The organism is Hylemonella sp. W303a (assembly GCF_046452315.1).
Lineage (GTDB): Bacteria > Pseudomonadota > Gammaproteobacteria > Burkholderiales > Burkholderiaceae_C > Hylemonella.
The window spans coordinates 548,070-563,735 of sequence record NZ_JBKFDG010000002.1; the positions used below are offsets into that span (position 1 = coordinate 548,070).

The window sequence follows — 15,666 nt, forward strand, 5'->3', positions numbered from 1 at the left end:
TGGGGTGCGGGGTGCGACTGCGCCCAACTCAGTGAGAGGGCCCGACCGGGGACGGCTGCGTCTCGTCCACCACCGTCGTCTTGGCGCCAGGGACAGCGGAGCGCGCCAGCAACGCATACATGGTGGGCACGACGAAGACGGTGAGCGCGGTGCCCAAGGTCATGCCGCCGACGATGACCCAGCCAATCTGCTGACGGCTTTCCGCGCCCGCACCGTGGGCCAAGGCCAGCGGCACGGCGCCCAGCACCATCGCGCCCGTGGTCATCAGGATGGGCCGCAAGCGTTGGCTGGAGGCCTGCACCAGCGCGTCCACCATGTCCATGCCCTGCTCGCGCAATTGATTGGTGAATTCCACGATCAGGATGCCGTGCTTGGTGATGAGGCCCACCAACGTGATCAGGCCGATCTGGGAATAGACGTTGAGCGAGCCTCCCGTCCACTGCAGGGCCAGCAGAGCGCCCACCATGGACAGCGGCACGGACAGCATGATGATGAAGGGGTCGACGAAGCTCTCGAACTGCGCGGCCAGCACCAGGAAAATGAAGAGCAAGGCCAGCGCGAAGACCAGGCCCAGCGCACCCTGGGATTTGCGGAACTCGCGCGAAGTGCCATTCAGTTCGGAGCTGTAGCCCGTCTTCAGAACTTTGGCAGCCGTGGCATCCATGAACGCCAGCGCCTCACCCAAGGAATAGTCGGGCGCCAGGTTGGCGGTGATCGAAGCGCTGCGGCGCTGCCCGAAGTGGTTGAGCTCGCGCGGGCTGACGCTCTCACGCGACACCACCAAGGCGGACAAGGGCACCATGGCGCCGTTCTTGCCCCTCACATACATCTTGTCGATGTCTTCGGGCGTGGTGCGGCCCGTGGGGCGGGTCTGGACGATCACGTCGTACTGCTCGGCGTCGCGTTTGTAGCGGGTCACCGTGCGCCCGCCCAGCATGGTCTCCATGGTGCGCGCCACCGTGTCCACGCCCACGCCGAGGTCGGCGGCTTTGTCGCGGTCCACCTCGATGCGGAGTTCGGGCTTGTTCAGGCGCAGGTCGGCGTCGGGGGACACGATGCCGGGGTTGCGTGCCATCGCCTCCATGAACTGCTGAACCACGACGCTCAGGTTCTCGTAACTGTCGGAGGTTTGGATCACGTAGTTCAAGGGGCGATCACGGAAGCCCTGCCCCAGGGACGGCGGTGTGATCGCGAAGGCATTTACGCCCGCCAGGGAGTTGAACTGGGGCCCCAGCAACCGCGCCAATTCCAGGGTGGTGCGCTGGCGTTGCTCCCAGTCCACCGTGCGGTAGATGACGCTGCCTTGGGACACGGTGGGATTGCCGATGTTGGCGAAGATGCGGTCGAACTCGGGGTACTTCTGACCCATCTCTTCCATCCGCCGCGCATAGCGGTTGGTGAACTCCAGCGTCGAACCATCAGGCGCGTTGATGTTGGCGATGATGGTGCCGCGATCTTCCATGGGCGAAAGCTCCTGCTTCATCGCAGGGTAGACGCGCCAGATGGTCAGCCCGCACAGCACCATGGCGCCGATGACCAACCAACGGGCTTGCAACAGCCAAGGCGGCAGGAAGCGCAAGCGCCGACGCTGCGCCAAGCCCAAACCTCCGAGCAGGTCCGAGGTCCTCGCCGGAGCACTTGGAGTGGGCACGCCGGCGCGGGCCGTGATCAGCCAACGCAGCAAGCGGCCATAACCGTTGGAGAGCGCGGTCAGCCAGCGCTCCATGCCCCGGTCAAATCGGTTGGGTTGGGGGTTGTGTTTGAGCAGCAGCGAACACATCATGGGCGAGAGCGTCAGCGCCACGAAACCCGAGACCAGCACGGCGCCTGCCAAGGCCAGCGCGAACTCCACGAAGAGGCGCCCGGTGCGCCCCGGCGTGAAGGCCAGCGGCGCGTACACCGCCACCAGGGTCAGGGTCATCGCGATGATGGCGAAGCCGATCTCGCGCGCACCCTTGATGGCGGCGGCGAACGGGTCCATGCCATCCTCGATGTGGCGATAGATGTTCTCCAGCATCACGATGGCGTCGTCCACGACCAGGCCGATGGCCAGCACCAGCGCCAGCAAGGTGAGCGTGTTGATGGAGAAGCCCGCCACGGCCATCAGCGCGAAGGCACCCACCAAACTCACTGGGATGGTGATGATGGGAATGATGGACGCGCGCAAGGTGCGCAGGAACACGAAGACCACCAAGGCCACCAGGGCCACGGCCTCCAGGATGGTCTGGTAGACGTTGCGGACCGAGCGGTCGATGAAGACCGAGTTGTCGTTCGCGATGTCGATGCGGATGTCGGGCGGCAAGTCGGCTTGCAAGCGCGGAAGGGCGGCGCGCACCTCGCGCGACAAATCCAGCGGATTGGCCGTGGCCTGGCGGATCACCCCCGCGGAAATGGCGTCCTTGCCATTCAGGCGGACCGTGCTGCGTTCGTTGGCCGGGCCCTCGGCCACCTGCGCCACGTCACCCAGCTTGACCGGAAAGCCATTGACGCTCTTGATGACGACGGCCGCGAACTGCTCGGCCCGCGCCAAGTCGGTCAGCGAGGTGACGCTGAACTCGCGCTGCTGAGACTCGATGCGCCCGGCCGGCAGTTCCAGGTTGCTGCGGCGGATGGCGTCTTCCACCTCTTGGGTGGTCAGGCCGTAGCCCGCCATGCGGTCCGGGTCCAGCCAGACCCGCATGGCATAACGGCGCTCGCCGAAGATGCTGACGTCGGCCACGCCGGTCACGGTTTGCAGGCGAGGTTTGACGACCCGGTTGACCAAGTCATTGATTTCCAGCCGACTGCGGGTCTCGCTGGTGAACGCCAGCCAGATCACCGGCGAGGCGTCGGCCTCGACCTTGGCGATCACCGGCTCGTCGATCTCGGCCGGCAAACGGCGGCGCACGCGGGAGGCGCGGTCGCGCACCTCGGCGGCAGCGGCATCCGCGTCCTTCTCCAGCTTGAAACGCACGGTGATCTGGCTGCTCTCGGGCCGACTGATGGAGGTGAGCACATCCACCCCATCGATGCCCGCGATGGAATCCTCCAGCGGCTTGGTCACCTGCGACTCGATCACCTCGGCGGACGCTCCGGCATAGGACGTCGACACGGTGACGACCGGCTCGTCGATCTTGGGGTACTCGCGCACCGACAGGCGCGAGAAGCTGACCACGCCGATCAGGACGATGAGCAGCGAGAGCACGGTCGCGAAGACCGGTCGGCGGATGGACAGTTCGGCGAGTTGCATGGCGGCGTCAGCCCAGCGTGGTGCGCTGGACGGCTGGGGAACGGGAGCAAGCCGCCGAAGTTAACACCGAAACGTGAACCCCGCGTAAATCCCGCCCGCGGGCTCAGCCCTCCTGACGCCGAGGCTCCTCGGTGACGGCGGGTTCGGTGGTGTGGGGTTGCGTCTGATCGTGGTTGTGCAAGGCATCGATCAATTCGGCGCGGGCCCGACGGTAATCGGCCCGACTGATCATGCCACTGGCGTACTGACGCGACAAAGTTTTCAGATTGGTGTGCATGGTCGAATCTCCGTTGTTCATACCGATCACGGCGCGGGAACGACCGGAACGGGGGCAGCAGCGGATGTGGGCGCCGCAACGACGGCGGAAGGCGCAACCGCTTGCAACAGCGGCGCCTGCACGTCTTCCAGCAGCACGCGCAAGCCCGTGACCTCGTCGGCCCGACCGGAGTGGTCGCGCACGAAGCTCAGACTGCATTCCGCGTGGGGGTCCTGGTAAGAAGCTCCCATCGCCTGCAGACGGCCCGCACTGAGGACCAGCTCCTGCGCATTGCCGATGAAGTTCTGCAAACCCCATCCGTTCTGGTGGCCGCTGGACACGGGCGTGAGTTGATCGCCCTTGAGCACCTGCCCGCCCAAGCGCACCGTGCAGTTGTAGTCCTTGGGAGGTTGCTGCCCGGCCGCGCCCGCGGCGTGCAACCACTCGGCGCGGGTCGGCAAGCGGTAGGTCTTGCCGGTGCGTTCGGACAGCCACGTGGTGTAGGCCAACACTTCCTTCTCGCTCAGGCCGACCCTGGGCAGGGTCTTGGCCTTGCTGTCGTCCACGGGGCATTGCCCGCTGAAGAAGCAGTACTTGTTGTAGTCCTCGTTGGAAATCTCGTACTTGCTGACGGCGAAATACTTGCCACCGGTGGCCGGGCCCACGCGCTCGCCCAAGGGCGGCACCACCACCATCAGGGGGCCGCGCACCCGGTCGTGCAGCATGTCGAAGCAAATGGCGCGAGCCCGGCGGCCGAGCCCGGCCAGGCTGTCGGTGCAAGGCGTGGTGCTCTGGATCGGTGTCCACGCCTGGCCCGCCACGTCGGACCCCGTGACCCCCTTGCTGCTCGTCAGGCTGCGGATGTCGGCGTCACGCTGCAGGATGCGCCCCTGCCAGCGCTGGGTCGCCATCTTCTGGCTGAGGGTGGAGATCGCGGCGCGGTAAGTCGGATTGTCAGACCACAGTTGGCGCGCCGAGCCGAGCTGCTCGCGGGCCTTGTCGTACTCGCCCGCGTCCATGCTGGCCTGGAACTGGGCATAGGCCGCGGCCGCCTCGTCCTTGCGGCTCTTGAGGTCCTTGGCGAAATCCGTCACCTCGGGGTGATCGGGCAGACGCTTGCGCGCGGTCTCGAGCATGCCCTGGGCTTCGTTCAAGCGCCCGGTGGTCAGGGCGGCTCGGGCGGTGCGTCCATCGATCCAGGGCGGCGGCGCGAGTTGCGAGCGAAGTTGACTGAGCCGCGCGTTGTCCGGGAAAAGAATGCTGGCGCGCGTGGCCAAGCTCTCGGCCTGGGAGCGGGCATTGGATTGCCCACTCTGGGCCAAAGCCGCGACGCGCTCGATCAGCATGCCGGTGTACTGGCGCTCCAGATCGGGATAACGGTCGGGCACGAAGTTGCGCACCTCGTCCAGCATGCGTTGCGTGCCCGGCGTGTCGAAATGCTGGGCATCGCCGAACACACGGTTGAGCGCGACGATGTTGTATTCGGCGACGTTGCGCTCGCGCATCTGCTGCAGCCGGATTTCGTTGGGCGACACCACCAGGCCACGCTCTGCCAGCTTCACCGCCTTCTGGTATTCGCCCACGTTGCTCTGGTTGCGCGCCAGTTCGAGGTAAGCCTCGGTCATGGCTTCGGCCGCGGTCACGGTGAAGAAGGGATCGCGCTCGTTGAGGTACTGCTTCAACTCGGCGAGCGTGGATTCGGCGGCGTCCATTTCGCGCGCCCGGGTCTCCAACAGCAAGCTGTTCTGCAGACCCGTGACGCGGGCCTGCTGCGCCTGCTGCTCACGCTCGCTCAAGAATTTCTTGTAGGCTGCGTCGATGCGCTCGCGCGCCTGCCCCACGCGCGCAGGGTCCAGGCGCAGGGGCCGGATGTCATCAACGGTGGCTTGGGCCAGGCTGTAGCGACGCGCGGCCTCCAGGGCCTGGATGCGCGCGAGGTAATGGTCAGCCAGCTTGCCTTTCGCGGCCTCCCAACGCGGCGCGAGGGCCGGACCCAGATCTTGCTGCTGGCGCGCCAGGTAGAGGCTGAGCTGAAGCACTTCAGCCTGCCAGGCCGCTTCCTCCTTGCCGTCCTTCGCGGGCGAGGCCAGGCGCTGCTCCAACTGCCGCAAGGCGTCATCAGGTCCAAAACCCTGCTGGGCCAATTGGGCGTGCAACCCCAGCGCCAGCAGCACGCCGCGGTCTGCCTGCGGCGCCCCGGTGCGCTGCACGGCCGCGACCTGCTGGGAGCGTTGCAGTTCGTCCTTGGCGCGTTGCCAGCGGTCCTGGGTGTTGATCAGGTCGATGTCGTCGGGCAGGCGAGCCAGGATGACGTCCAAGAAGGCGCGCGCCTTGTCCAGGTCCGCGATGTTGATCGCTTCCTGGGCATTGGTGGCATAGGCGTCCGGGATGCGCGGGTCGCGCAGCAATTCATGCTTGGGCGCGACCGACTCCACCGTCGCCATGATCTCGGTGATGGCCCGGCCTGGGTTCTTCGGGTCCGGCAGCAGCCATTCGTTCTTCAGCGCCGCATTGAGCTTCTGGCCCAATAGGTGCAGATAGCGGTTGCGCTGCAGATCCACGTAAGCCGTCTGATCGGACAGCGCTGCGGAGTCCGGGAACAGCAGGGCCATGCGCCGCAATTCGTTTTCCGCGCTCGCGAAGTCGTACTTCTTTTCCTCAAGATTGATGACCGCGTTGATCCGTTGCCGGAAATAGCTCTGGAACACCTCGCGCCCGCCTTCGGCGATGCGCGCGCGGGCGGTGACCCCGAACTGCGGCAGTCGACCAATCGCTTGCTCCAACAGCTCCGGCTTTCCAGTCTTGACGTCAGCGATGAGGCTCTGAACGCGCAGATCCTCCATGTAATTGACCACCGGGTTGTAGGCTGCGATCGCGAGCACGACGGAAAAGGCGCTGCCCAGCACCCAGGGGTTCTTGTGCCAGTTGGCCTTGCCTTCCAGCTCCACCAGGAACTGCTCGACCGTGGCGGTGCGCTTTTCCTTCTCGAAGGCCAGGCCATGCCACAGGCCCTTCATCTGGCGCTTCTTGAGGTTCTTGATCGGCGCCGCGATGAGCTTGGCTTCTTGCGCCTGCAGCGCCGATTTCTTGTTGAAGGGGTGGTATCCCGTCAGCAACTCGTAGGCCACGCAGGCCAGGGCATAGAGGTCGTCCTGGGTGGATGGATCCTTGCCCTGCAACATTTCCAGCGACGCATAAGCCGGGGTCAGAGCGCCCAGGGAACCCGCATCGAATTCACCGTCCTTGTCGCCCTCTTTCTTGTCGGCCGCCTTGTCGCCCCCACTGGCCGCGCGGGCGATGCCGAAGTCCAGCGTCTTGACGACGCCATCGTCACACAAGAAAGCGTTGCCCGGCTTGAAGTCCGAGTGAACCAGCCCTTGCTTGTGCGCGTAGATCAGCGCCGACCCCAGTTGCTGGATGATGGGAAAGGCTTCCTCGAAAGGCAGGCCCCCCTTGGGCCGCACCACCTTGCGGATGTAGGTGTCCAGCGGCTTGCCAACCAGCAACTCCATGGTGATGAACACCTGGGTGCCGGTCATGCCGATGCGGTCGAAGTCGTAGACCGTGGCGATGTTGGGGTGAGCCAACTTCTGCTGGCGGCTGGCTTCGCGCTGCAGCGCAATGAAGGCCTGGGGGTGCGCCTTGAAGTCCTCGGTCAGCACCTTCATGGCCACGTAGGGGTTGCTGTCCTTGGCCTCGACCTTCAACAGGTCACGTGCCTGGAACACCTTGCCCATGCCGCCGGCGCCCAGCACCTTGTCGAGGATGAAACGCTCCTTGATGATGGAGCCTGGGCCCAGCTTTTGCAGCTGCGGACTGGTGGCGCCATGCAAGTCCCACGACAGTTGGGACGCGCGCGATGACGTTTGGCCACTGGTGCTACCCGTGCTCTGCTGGGTCTGCTGCCGGTAGCCCGTGGGGCTGGTCGGCGCATGGGTGAAACTGTCCGTGGTCGAGGGTGCCTGCGTGTTGCTGACGACGGTCGGCGCTTCGTCGTCATCACCGCCAGTGGGACCGAGGCCCAAATCTCGTGGGCCCGATCCGCCGGGATAAGCGATGATGGTCGCGCCGCCCTCCTCCTCGTCAACCGGGGGATGATTTGCAGACGAAGCACCGGGGCCGCTCGGTTGCGGGTAGGCCACGACCGTCGCCGCGCCATCGTCATCGGCTGGGGGCTCCTGCGCTGACGCCTCGGCCGCGGCGGGGGCATACGCCACCACGGTGGCAGCCCCATCGGACTCGTCATCCTCGTCGTCGGGGGACGGGCCATCGTCCAATTCGTCGCCGGGCTGGGTCTCGGGCAGGTACTGCCGGATGCGTTCGACCGAGTCCGCGCTCAAACGGCCAGAGTTCAGGTATTCATCCAACGCCTCGTGCATTTGCTGCAGGGTGAAGTCCCGCCGCTGCAAGAGGCCGGGCATGACCCCGAGCAGCTCCGGCAGCGCCAGTTCCGCGTTGGCGAGATCATCAAGCAAGCGCCGGGGATCGACCATGGTGTTCTGCCTCGTCCTAGCCTTGCCGCCCTCAGGCGATCTCCACCACCAGGGTGGTGACGTTGTCCTTGGCGCCGCGGCTCAAGGTCAGGTCAATCAGTTTCTGGCACGCCTCCTGCGGCGTTCCCTCGGCCAGCAATTGGGCGATTTCGTCGTCGTTCAGGTGGCGGGTCAATCCATCGCTGCATAGCAGGAAGCGCTCGCCCGAGGCCAGTTCGCAAAGATCCGCCTCCAGAAACAGGTCCTCCTGGCTGCCCACCGCGCGGGTGATGATGTGACGCTCGGGATGGGTCTTGGCCTCCTCGGGCGTGATGAGCCCCTGTTTCAGGTAGGTGGCGATCTGAGAATGATCGCTGGACACCTGCTCCAGCGAGCATCCCTTGCGCAGGCGATAGACCCGGCTGTCACCGGCCCACATGACCACGCCGACATGCCGATCCTCCGCCGCCAGCAAGGCGATCGTGCTGCCGATGACGGGCGGGCGGGCGCCAGCCGATTCGCTTTGGGCCTGGGCCTTGCCCTGCCCGCGCTCAAGCAGGCTGCGGTTCACCCGGTCCAGGACGTCCTCGATTTCATTCAGCCGGTCGGACAGGCTGCCGTTCAAGGGCGCTTGCCGCAAGCTGTTCACGATGAGTTGGCTGGCCACATCGCCCGCCTCGTGCCCTCCCATGCCGTCAGCGACCACCCACAGACCCTTTTGCGGCAAGTCCAGGTAGGAATCCTCGTTGACCTGCCGCACATGCCCTTTGTGACTCATGCCGCAGGAGATGGCGATCTCCGGCCCGGACAGTCCGGACCTTGGGCTGGCTCCTTGGGTAGGAGCTTCTTTCTTCAACAGCGACATGGTGGGTTTCCTCCTGATCAACCTTGCAGGCTGTAGCGAATCAGTTCCTGGGGGTTGTCGTCCATCGCACGCCCCAGGCTGATCAAGCCTTCGCCCGTCAACTGAATCTCTTCCCGGCGCACGACGGCCTGGACGCCCGCGCTCTGCACCCAGGTGCCGTTGGTGCTCTGGTCTATCAGGAAAAACTTGTCGCGCCGCAACTCGATCTTGATGTGTTGTCGCGACGCCTGGGTCTCGGCCACGGCGATGTCGCAGGTGGGGCTGCGTCCGAGCACGGCCATCTCGCGGGTGCTGTTGAGCACGAGGGCGACGTCACGGTATTCCAGGCGCAGCTGCGCGGTCTGGCCCACATGGCCGGCGACCTTGGGCAGGTCGACCGACATGGTGGTGACGTCATCTTCCTGCCAGATGAACTCGACGATTTCCATCTCGCCCTTGCCCTTGATGAAGGCATGGTCCACGAAACGGGTGCTGCTCTGAAGCATGGACGGCAAGAGCTTGGCCGTCTCCGCCGTGGTGATGATCTGGCGCGCCTTGGCCTGCGCCGCCATGCGCGCGGCCACGTTCACCGCGTCACCATGCACATCACCGTCCTCCAGGATGCAGGGGCCGAAGTGGTAGCCGACGCGGATGTTCACCGGCACCTCGGTGGCGCCGCCGTCATTGGCCTCATCCAGGCTTTCCTGCATGTCGCACGCGGCCTTGGTGGCGGTCTCCGCGTCGTCGAAGGTGCACATGATCTCGTCGCCGATGGTCTTGATCACCGCGCCCTTGTAGCGGGCCACCACGTCACCCAGCAAGGTGAGGGTGGCGGCCACCACCTTGCGGGCGCGTTCATCGCCCAAGGAATCGTAGAGCTTGGTGCTGCCCGAGATGTCGGCGAACATGATGGACAATTTGCTGGCTTTGCTGGACATGGTGATTCGCCTTGTAATTGCTGAAATGCGATCTTTCTATTTTCACTTGAATGGCTTGATGGCTTGCTGGTCTCGTCATCCGGGAACGCTCACTGGGTCTCGCCTTTGTCGGCACGGTTATTCCAGCGGCAATGGCTGCTCCGCATCTTCGAAACGCACCAAAGGCACCTTTTCATTCGCAAAAGGCACATCGGGCGCGGCATTGAAATCGTCAAAGACGAACTGATCGGACCAATTGCCCTCCAGCTTGGTCCGGTCGATTTCCGTCTCCACCTTCGCCACCGAGGCCTGTAGTTTTTCCGCCTCTTGTTGCAAGGCTTGCAAGACTTGGCGCAGTGCGTCCTGTTTCTCGGGCGCTTCTTGCTCCAATTGCTTTGTCGCCTTGAGCAGGCGTTCCTGCATGCTGGTGATCTCCTGATCATTCACACCAGAGACGCAGTGCGGCTCGTCACCACAGGCCGCCAAGGTCAGCACCAGCCCGGTCTGGACATCGCGCAACTCCTTGAGTTCTGACGCCAGATCCTCCACGGTCTGTGCTGATTTTTCAGGCGCCTGGCTCGCCGACTTGACCGTCTTGCTCTGCGCCGAGGCCCATGACATCGCGAACCAAAGGAGAAATACCAGGCACGGCGGCATGGCCGCCCGCCACTTGCTCCAGGTCCGATGATTATTCACCATCATTCGACCTCGTTCTTGCCTTGCAGCATGCGCTCGATGCGCGCTTCGGCACGGGTGGCCGATTTCAGCGTGCTATCGATGATCTCGCTCAGGCGCTGGTCATTCAGATCCAAGCCGGTGCGCTCGGCGAAGAGTTTGCGCCGCTCCTGGTTGAATCGCAAGTTCTCCAGGAAACGCACGCGGGTATAGATGGTTTCGACCACCTTCACCTCGCGCTCCATCGCGGCCATGTCAATTTCTGCCGCCCCCGCCTTGCCAAATTCATCCTCGAACTGCGCCTCGAAGCCAGTGAAATCCGCCAGGTCGGTGCGGTAGGCGGTGTATTCCTTCTGGCGGCCGCGGTATTCGTCCAACAGGCCTTCGATCTGCTTGCGTCGCTCGGGGTCCTGGGTTTGAAGCAGCTCCGCCTCCAGTTGCTGGATGTTGAGTTGAATCTGGCTCAGCGCGGTGTTGAGCTCTTCCAGAGTCACATTGGGCGTGCAGCCCTCCACCTCCTCGCACTGGGCAAAGGCCAGGGCCACGCCCTCACCCAAGCGCCCGAAGAGGGTGAGGTCTTCCTCGAACAAGGCCAGGTCAATCACCTCGATGGCGCGCACGCCCAGCATGGCGGCAGCGGGGTTCGCGAAGCTGACCGAGACGCTGACCAACTGCAGGTTCAGGGCGTTGACGAAGGCTTGCGTCTGGTTGGTGAGCGGAATACTGCGCGCGGCAGACAGGCTGCTGGGCTGGGAGGTTTCCTCCTGCCCGGCCGCCACGGCCAACTCAAAATCACCGCCGTCGAACTTGAGGGTCAAGGCACTGGCGTTCTGAATACCCCGCGCCGCGATGACCTGACCGCTGCTGGCTGTGAGGTTGGTAGCGCCGGAGACGATCACGTCGCCCGTGCCGGTGAGCCCTGCGCAACCATTGCAGGTGCTCCCTCCCGCGATGAGGCTGGTGCTGCCACCACTCGTGACCGCGGCACCGGTGAGTTCGATGTCCGAGCCCAGCAGCACCAAATTGCCGCCCGTGGTCAAGGCGTCCGCCACCGTCAAGCGGTCGGCATTGATCACCACCGTGCTGCTGCCTCCGAGGGGCAGAGTGGGCGGCGTGAGGGTGCCGCCAATGATCAGGTTGCCCGTGAAGCCCGACAAGTTGGGCAGATAGAGGTCGCTGCTGCTGATGCTGAAATTGCTCTTGCTGGTTTGCCCGTCGCGCTGGGCGATCGTGAGGCTGCCATTGCCGGTGACGTTACCCTGAGTCAAACGCGCACCGGATGTGAAGTTCCAGCGGTTGGTCCCGGCCAAGCGCACCGTGCCGCTGTACTGGCCATTGGACGTGAACAGGTTTTCGCCCCCCGTGCCGCTGTTGATCTGGGTGAACCCCGAGAAACTGGCTGCCGAGCCCACGGTGATCGTGCCACTGTTGGCGCCCGTGAGGCTCCACGTCGTTCCAGCGGAGGAGCTGCCCTGCAGCACATCCCCATTCCCCAACAAAGTTTCCACGTTGCTGAAGTCCTGGCCCCACACCACGGTGCGGGGATGGCTGGCACCCGTGATGTTGAAGGTATCCGCGCCACTACCGCCATCGAAACTTCCCAGCGTGCCGGAGCCCACCAAACGCATCACGTCGTCGCCTGCCCCCCCTTGGATGCTGCCTGCGTGGTTCCCCGACACATTGAAGGTGTCCGCGTCGTCGCTCCCGACCAGCGTGGCAAAGCCGCTGAAGCCCGCAACATTCGAGCTGGTGCCCAAGTCCGCATGCGTCAAACTGCCGCTGCCATTGCCCGTCACCGACCACGTTCCCGAACCTGATGTGTAGCCTTGCAGCGTGTCACGGCCGCTGCCCGCGAGCACGATGCTGGTGCCAGACAGGTCCAATCCGTTCAAGTCCAGCGTGACACCCGCGCTGTTGTTGGCTTGATTGACCCGCAAGGTCAGCACACCCGATCCCGCCGTGCCAGCCTGGAAGGACACACCATCGGCATCGTGCGTCAGGTTGTTCTGCAAGTTCAGCGTCAAATCCTGAGCGGCGGACACCGTGTCCTCGGCATACAGGTTCGTGGCACTCAGCGTGAGGCCCGCGTTCGAGGTCACGGTGTCATTCAAGGTCAAGGTCCCGCCCGCATTCAAGGTGTGGGTCCCCTGCACGGTGACCGCCCCGGAATACGTCTGATTGCCGGTCGTGGTGACGTCCCCTGCCAACGTGCTCGCGCTCACCACGTTCAAGCTGCCCAAACCCGTCGCGTTGCCGGTCAACTTCCAATTGCCCGTCGCGATGTTCAGGCCCAAGCCCGCTCCCAAGAGCCCCGCCCGCATGTCGACCAATTGCCCAGAGCCCGCTTGCAGCACGCGTGTGCCCGTGCCAGCCAAGGTCACCGCGCCCTGATAAGTCTGAGCGCCCGTGGTGGTGACATCGCCCGCCAAGGTGCTTGTGCCGGCCACATTCAGGCTGCTCAGGCCGGTCGCATTGCCGGCCAGCTTCCAGTTGCCGCCCGCGATGTTCAGGCCCAGCCCGCCTCCCGTCAAACCGCCCTGCATGTCGATCAGCTGGCCGCTGCCCGCCGTCAGCGTGCGTGTGGCTGTCGCCAGTGACACAGCGCCGACGTAAGTCTGCGCGCCCGTCGTCGTCACGTCGGCCGCCAGCGTGCTCGTGCCAGTGACACTCAGGCTACTCAAGCCGGTTGCAGCGGTTTGCAGGTTCCAGTTGCCATTGATCACCAGTCCTTGACCCTGGCCATCCAAGGCACCATTGAAGGTGACGGATTGCAGCACGTTGCTGGAATTGCGCGCCGTCAATGTCGTCGCGCCGCCCAAGGTCACGGCACCGTTGAAGGTTTGGCTGCCGGTGCTGTGAACTTGGCCTTGCAAATTGATGGCGTTGAAGGTGACATTGCCTGCCAGCAGACTGCCATTGGCGGCATTCATCCCACCCGTGAAGGTCATGCCGCCGCTGCTGGTCAAGGTCGAGCTGCTGGAAAGGCTGATGTTGCCAGCGTTGACGCTCAGCGCCGTGGCGCCGTTGTTGATCTGGCCATTGACGTTGAAGTTGGCCAGGCGTTTGACTCCGCCCACCGCTTGGTCGAACACCGCGTAACCCGTGCCCGTGGTCACGATGCTCAGACTTTCCGTGTTCGCGGTGGCGGCATTCAGTGCGGAGTTGAAGTTGACCACGCCACCGTTGTTGATGGTGAACAAGCGGGTCACACCACCGCCCCCCACCTCGATGCCTTGACCCGCGGTCAGATCCAGGGTACCGCTGGTCGTGACGTTGCCCATCAAGGTGATCAAGCCACTGGTGTTGAGCGCCAAATCGTAGGCCAACGAAATGGCGTACAGATTGATGTCTCCACTGTGGCTGGTTTGCCCCAGCTGGAGCGTGGCGGCAGAATTGAAGGTGAAGGTGTTGCCCAAGTCATACACGGCGTCACCGGGATTGAAGGGACCGCCGCAGGAACTGGCATCGCTGCTGCACACGTTCATGTCCGTGCTGGCATTCTGGGGCGCCAAGGTGATGGTGCCATTGCCTGCCTGGATGTCGAGGTTGGTGATGGTCAGGTTGTCGGTGATCAACTCCACGTCACCACCGGCTCCACCATTGCCGTCCGACGTATCCAAGGTGATCTGCGAGCTGCCTGCACCACGGTCGATTTCATTGGCATTCAAGTGGATCGAACCGGCTTTCAGTTGCAGGCCGTCACTGAGGGTCAAGGTACCGCTGGCTTGGGTGACCTCGAAATCGCCGGTCAGGGTGACGCTGCCATCCAGGGTCACGTTGTCGGCTTGCGCGATGGTCAGGTTGGACGTCGTCGCCTCGGTCAGCGTGCCATTGAAATTGATGTCACCGCCATTCGTGGCAGTCAAGACAAAGTTGCCATTCAATCGCACATTGGAATTGAAGGTCTGATTGCCTTGGGTCGTGATGGAGCCCCCCTGCAAGCGGGTGATGCCCGCGCCAGGATTCAAGATCAAGGAGCTGCCCGCCGTTCCCGTCAGATTGCCGGTCACGATGATGTCGGCGTCGTTGAACACCTCCAGGCCGTATCCGAAAGTGATCCCTTCCAGGGTGATGACGCCATGATGATCGGTCGCGCCAAACCCAATGGTCCCCGCGGTGATGGCCAAGCTGCCCAGGTCGTAGGTGGTGGCATAAGTGCCGCTGCAAGAACCTGCGACATTGCTATTGCAAATGTGCACCGTGTTGCTCTTGGTGAACGGCGCCAGAGTGACCGTGCCCGTGCCCGCGTTGAAACTGGTGCTGCCGCTCACCGTCAAAATCTCGTCGACCTGGAGGGTGATGTCACCATTTCCGGTGGTGTTCAACGCGACGTTGTCCAGCGTCAGGCGACTGACCTTGAGGTCGATGCTGCCCACGGTCAAAGCGCCATCCAGGGTGGTGGTGCCGGAACCGCCCGTTTGCGTGAAATCTCCAGCCAGATTGATCTGGGACGAGAAAGTAGCGTCGTGGGCCTGAGTGACCCTCAGGTACTCAAGTTGTGTTCCGTTGCCCATATCCCCTGCCACGGCGATATCGCCAGACCCGGTATTGAGCGTCAACCCCTGCTGCCCCGCCACCGTACCATCGACGGTGGAATTGAAGGTGATGTTGCCGTTGCCCGAACTGGTGTTCAGGGTGACATCGGTGGTCAATCGCACCGCCTGCGCGAACGTGAGATTGCTGCCAGTCGAGAAACTGCCACCCAGGGAAATCACACCCGTTTGACCAGAGCGACCGATCTGCACCGTATCCGCAATGATCCGGTTGGATGGTGGCAAATTGCCCAGCAGGATTCCAGCACCGGCTGAAGACGCCGACAGTATGACGGTGCCATTCACAGCGCTGATGTTGCCGGTCGCGGTAATTTGAGTATCCGCACGCAGGTCCACGTTGCCGGTGCTGGCCGTGATGCCACCACTGCCGACATTCAGACTGCCGGTGCCGCCGTCGATGGTGACGCTGGTCCCGCTGGCGGTCACCGCACCGCCGAAACTGTTGCCAGCGCTGTCCAGCGTGATCGCATTCGATCCGGCCGTCAACGACATTGTTCCGGTGACGCTCGCCGCGCCACTTTGGGTAATGGCCCCGTTGGCCGTCAGCGTCGCGCTCGTGGCCGACAGGCCCGCCAGTGTCATCGCGCTGTCTTCCGTCAGCGCCACCACCCCGCCTGTGAGGTTCACCGAACCAAAGTTCGCCGTGTCGCCCGCCGCCACCGTGATCGCGTTGCTCCCCGCGTTCAGCGTCAGCAGCCCAGACGTGCTCAGCGTGGCGCT

The 15,666-nt window shown here is 63.9% G+C and carries 7 protein-coding genes; all 7 read right to left on the bottom strand.

What is annotated here, in order from left to right; all coding sequences use genetic code 11:
- Positions 1-28: 28 nt before the first annotated feature.
- Entirely contained in the window at positions 29-3,229 is a 3,201-nt protein-coding gene (locus ACLBKS_RS06210; protein ID WP_410191910.1) for an efflux RND transporter permease subunit, read from the bottom strand.
- A gap of 103 nt (positions 3,230-3,332) precedes the next feature.
- On the bottom strand, positions 3,333-3,506 hold the full coding sequence (locus ACLBKS_RS06215) for a hypothetical protein (RefSeq protein WP_410191911.1): 174 nt from the start codon (positions 3,504-3,506) through the stop codon (positions 3,333-3,335).
- A 26-nt stretch (positions 3,507-3,532) separates the two neighbouring features.
- A complete protein-coding gene (locus tag ACLBKS_RS06220) occupies positions 3,533-7,978 on the bottom strand; it encodes a protein kinase domain-containing protein (RefSeq protein WP_410191912.1) in 4,446 nt (1,481 codons plus the stop codon).
- Positions 7,979-8,009: 31 nt separating this feature from the next.
- Positions 8,010-8,822 (bottom strand): PP2C family protein-serine/threonine phosphatase, encoded by an 813-nt coding sequence (locus ACLBKS_RS06225; protein WP_410191913.1) that lies wholly within the window; start codon positions 8,820-8,822, stop codon positions 8,010-8,012.
- Between the two features lie 17 nt (positions 8,823-8,839).
- A complete protein-coding gene (locus ACLBKS_RS06230; RefSeq protein WP_410191914.1) occupies positions 8,840-9,739 on the bottom strand; it encodes an adenylate/guanylate cyclase domain-containing protein in 900 nt (299 codons plus the stop codon).
- Between the two features lie 117 nt (positions 9,740-9,856).
- Positions 9,857-10,339, bottom strand: a complete 483-nt coding sequence (locus ACLBKS_RS06235) for a hypothetical protein (RefSeq protein WP_410191915.1) — start codon at positions 10,337-10,339, stop codon at positions 9,857-9,859.
- A gap of 77 nt (positions 10,340-10,416) precedes the next feature.
- Positions 10,417-15,666 (bottom strand): hypothetical protein (locus ACLBKS_RS06240; RefSeq protein ID WP_410191916.1); only part of this gene is annotated, 5,250 nt, incomplete at its 5' end.

Coding starts and splice junctions, on each gene's coding strand:
- ACLBKS_RS06210 (WP_410191910.1), bottom strand. CDS start 3,229: ATGCAACTCGCCGAACTGTCCATCCGCCGACCGGTCTTCGCGACCGTG.
- ACLBKS_RS06215 (WP_410191911.1), bottom strand. CDS start 3,506: ATGCACACCAATCTGAAAACTTTGTCGCGTCAGTACGCCAGTGGCATG.
- ACLBKS_RS06220 (WP_410191912.1), bottom strand. CDS start 7,978: ATGGTCGATCCCCGGCGCTTGCTTGATGATCTCGCCAACGCGGAACTG.
- ACLBKS_RS06225 (WP_410191913.1), bottom strand. CDS start 8,822: ATGTCGCTGTTGAAGAAAGAAGCTCCTACCCAAGGAGCCAGCCCAAGG.
- ACLBKS_RS06230 (WP_410191914.1), bottom strand. CDS start 9,739: ATGTCCAGCAAAGCCAGCAAATTGTCCATCATGTTCGCCGACATCTCG.
- ACLBKS_RS06235 (WP_410191915.1), bottom strand. CDS start 10,339: ATGTCATGGGCCTCGGCGCAGAGCAAGACGGTCAAGTCGGCGAGCCAG.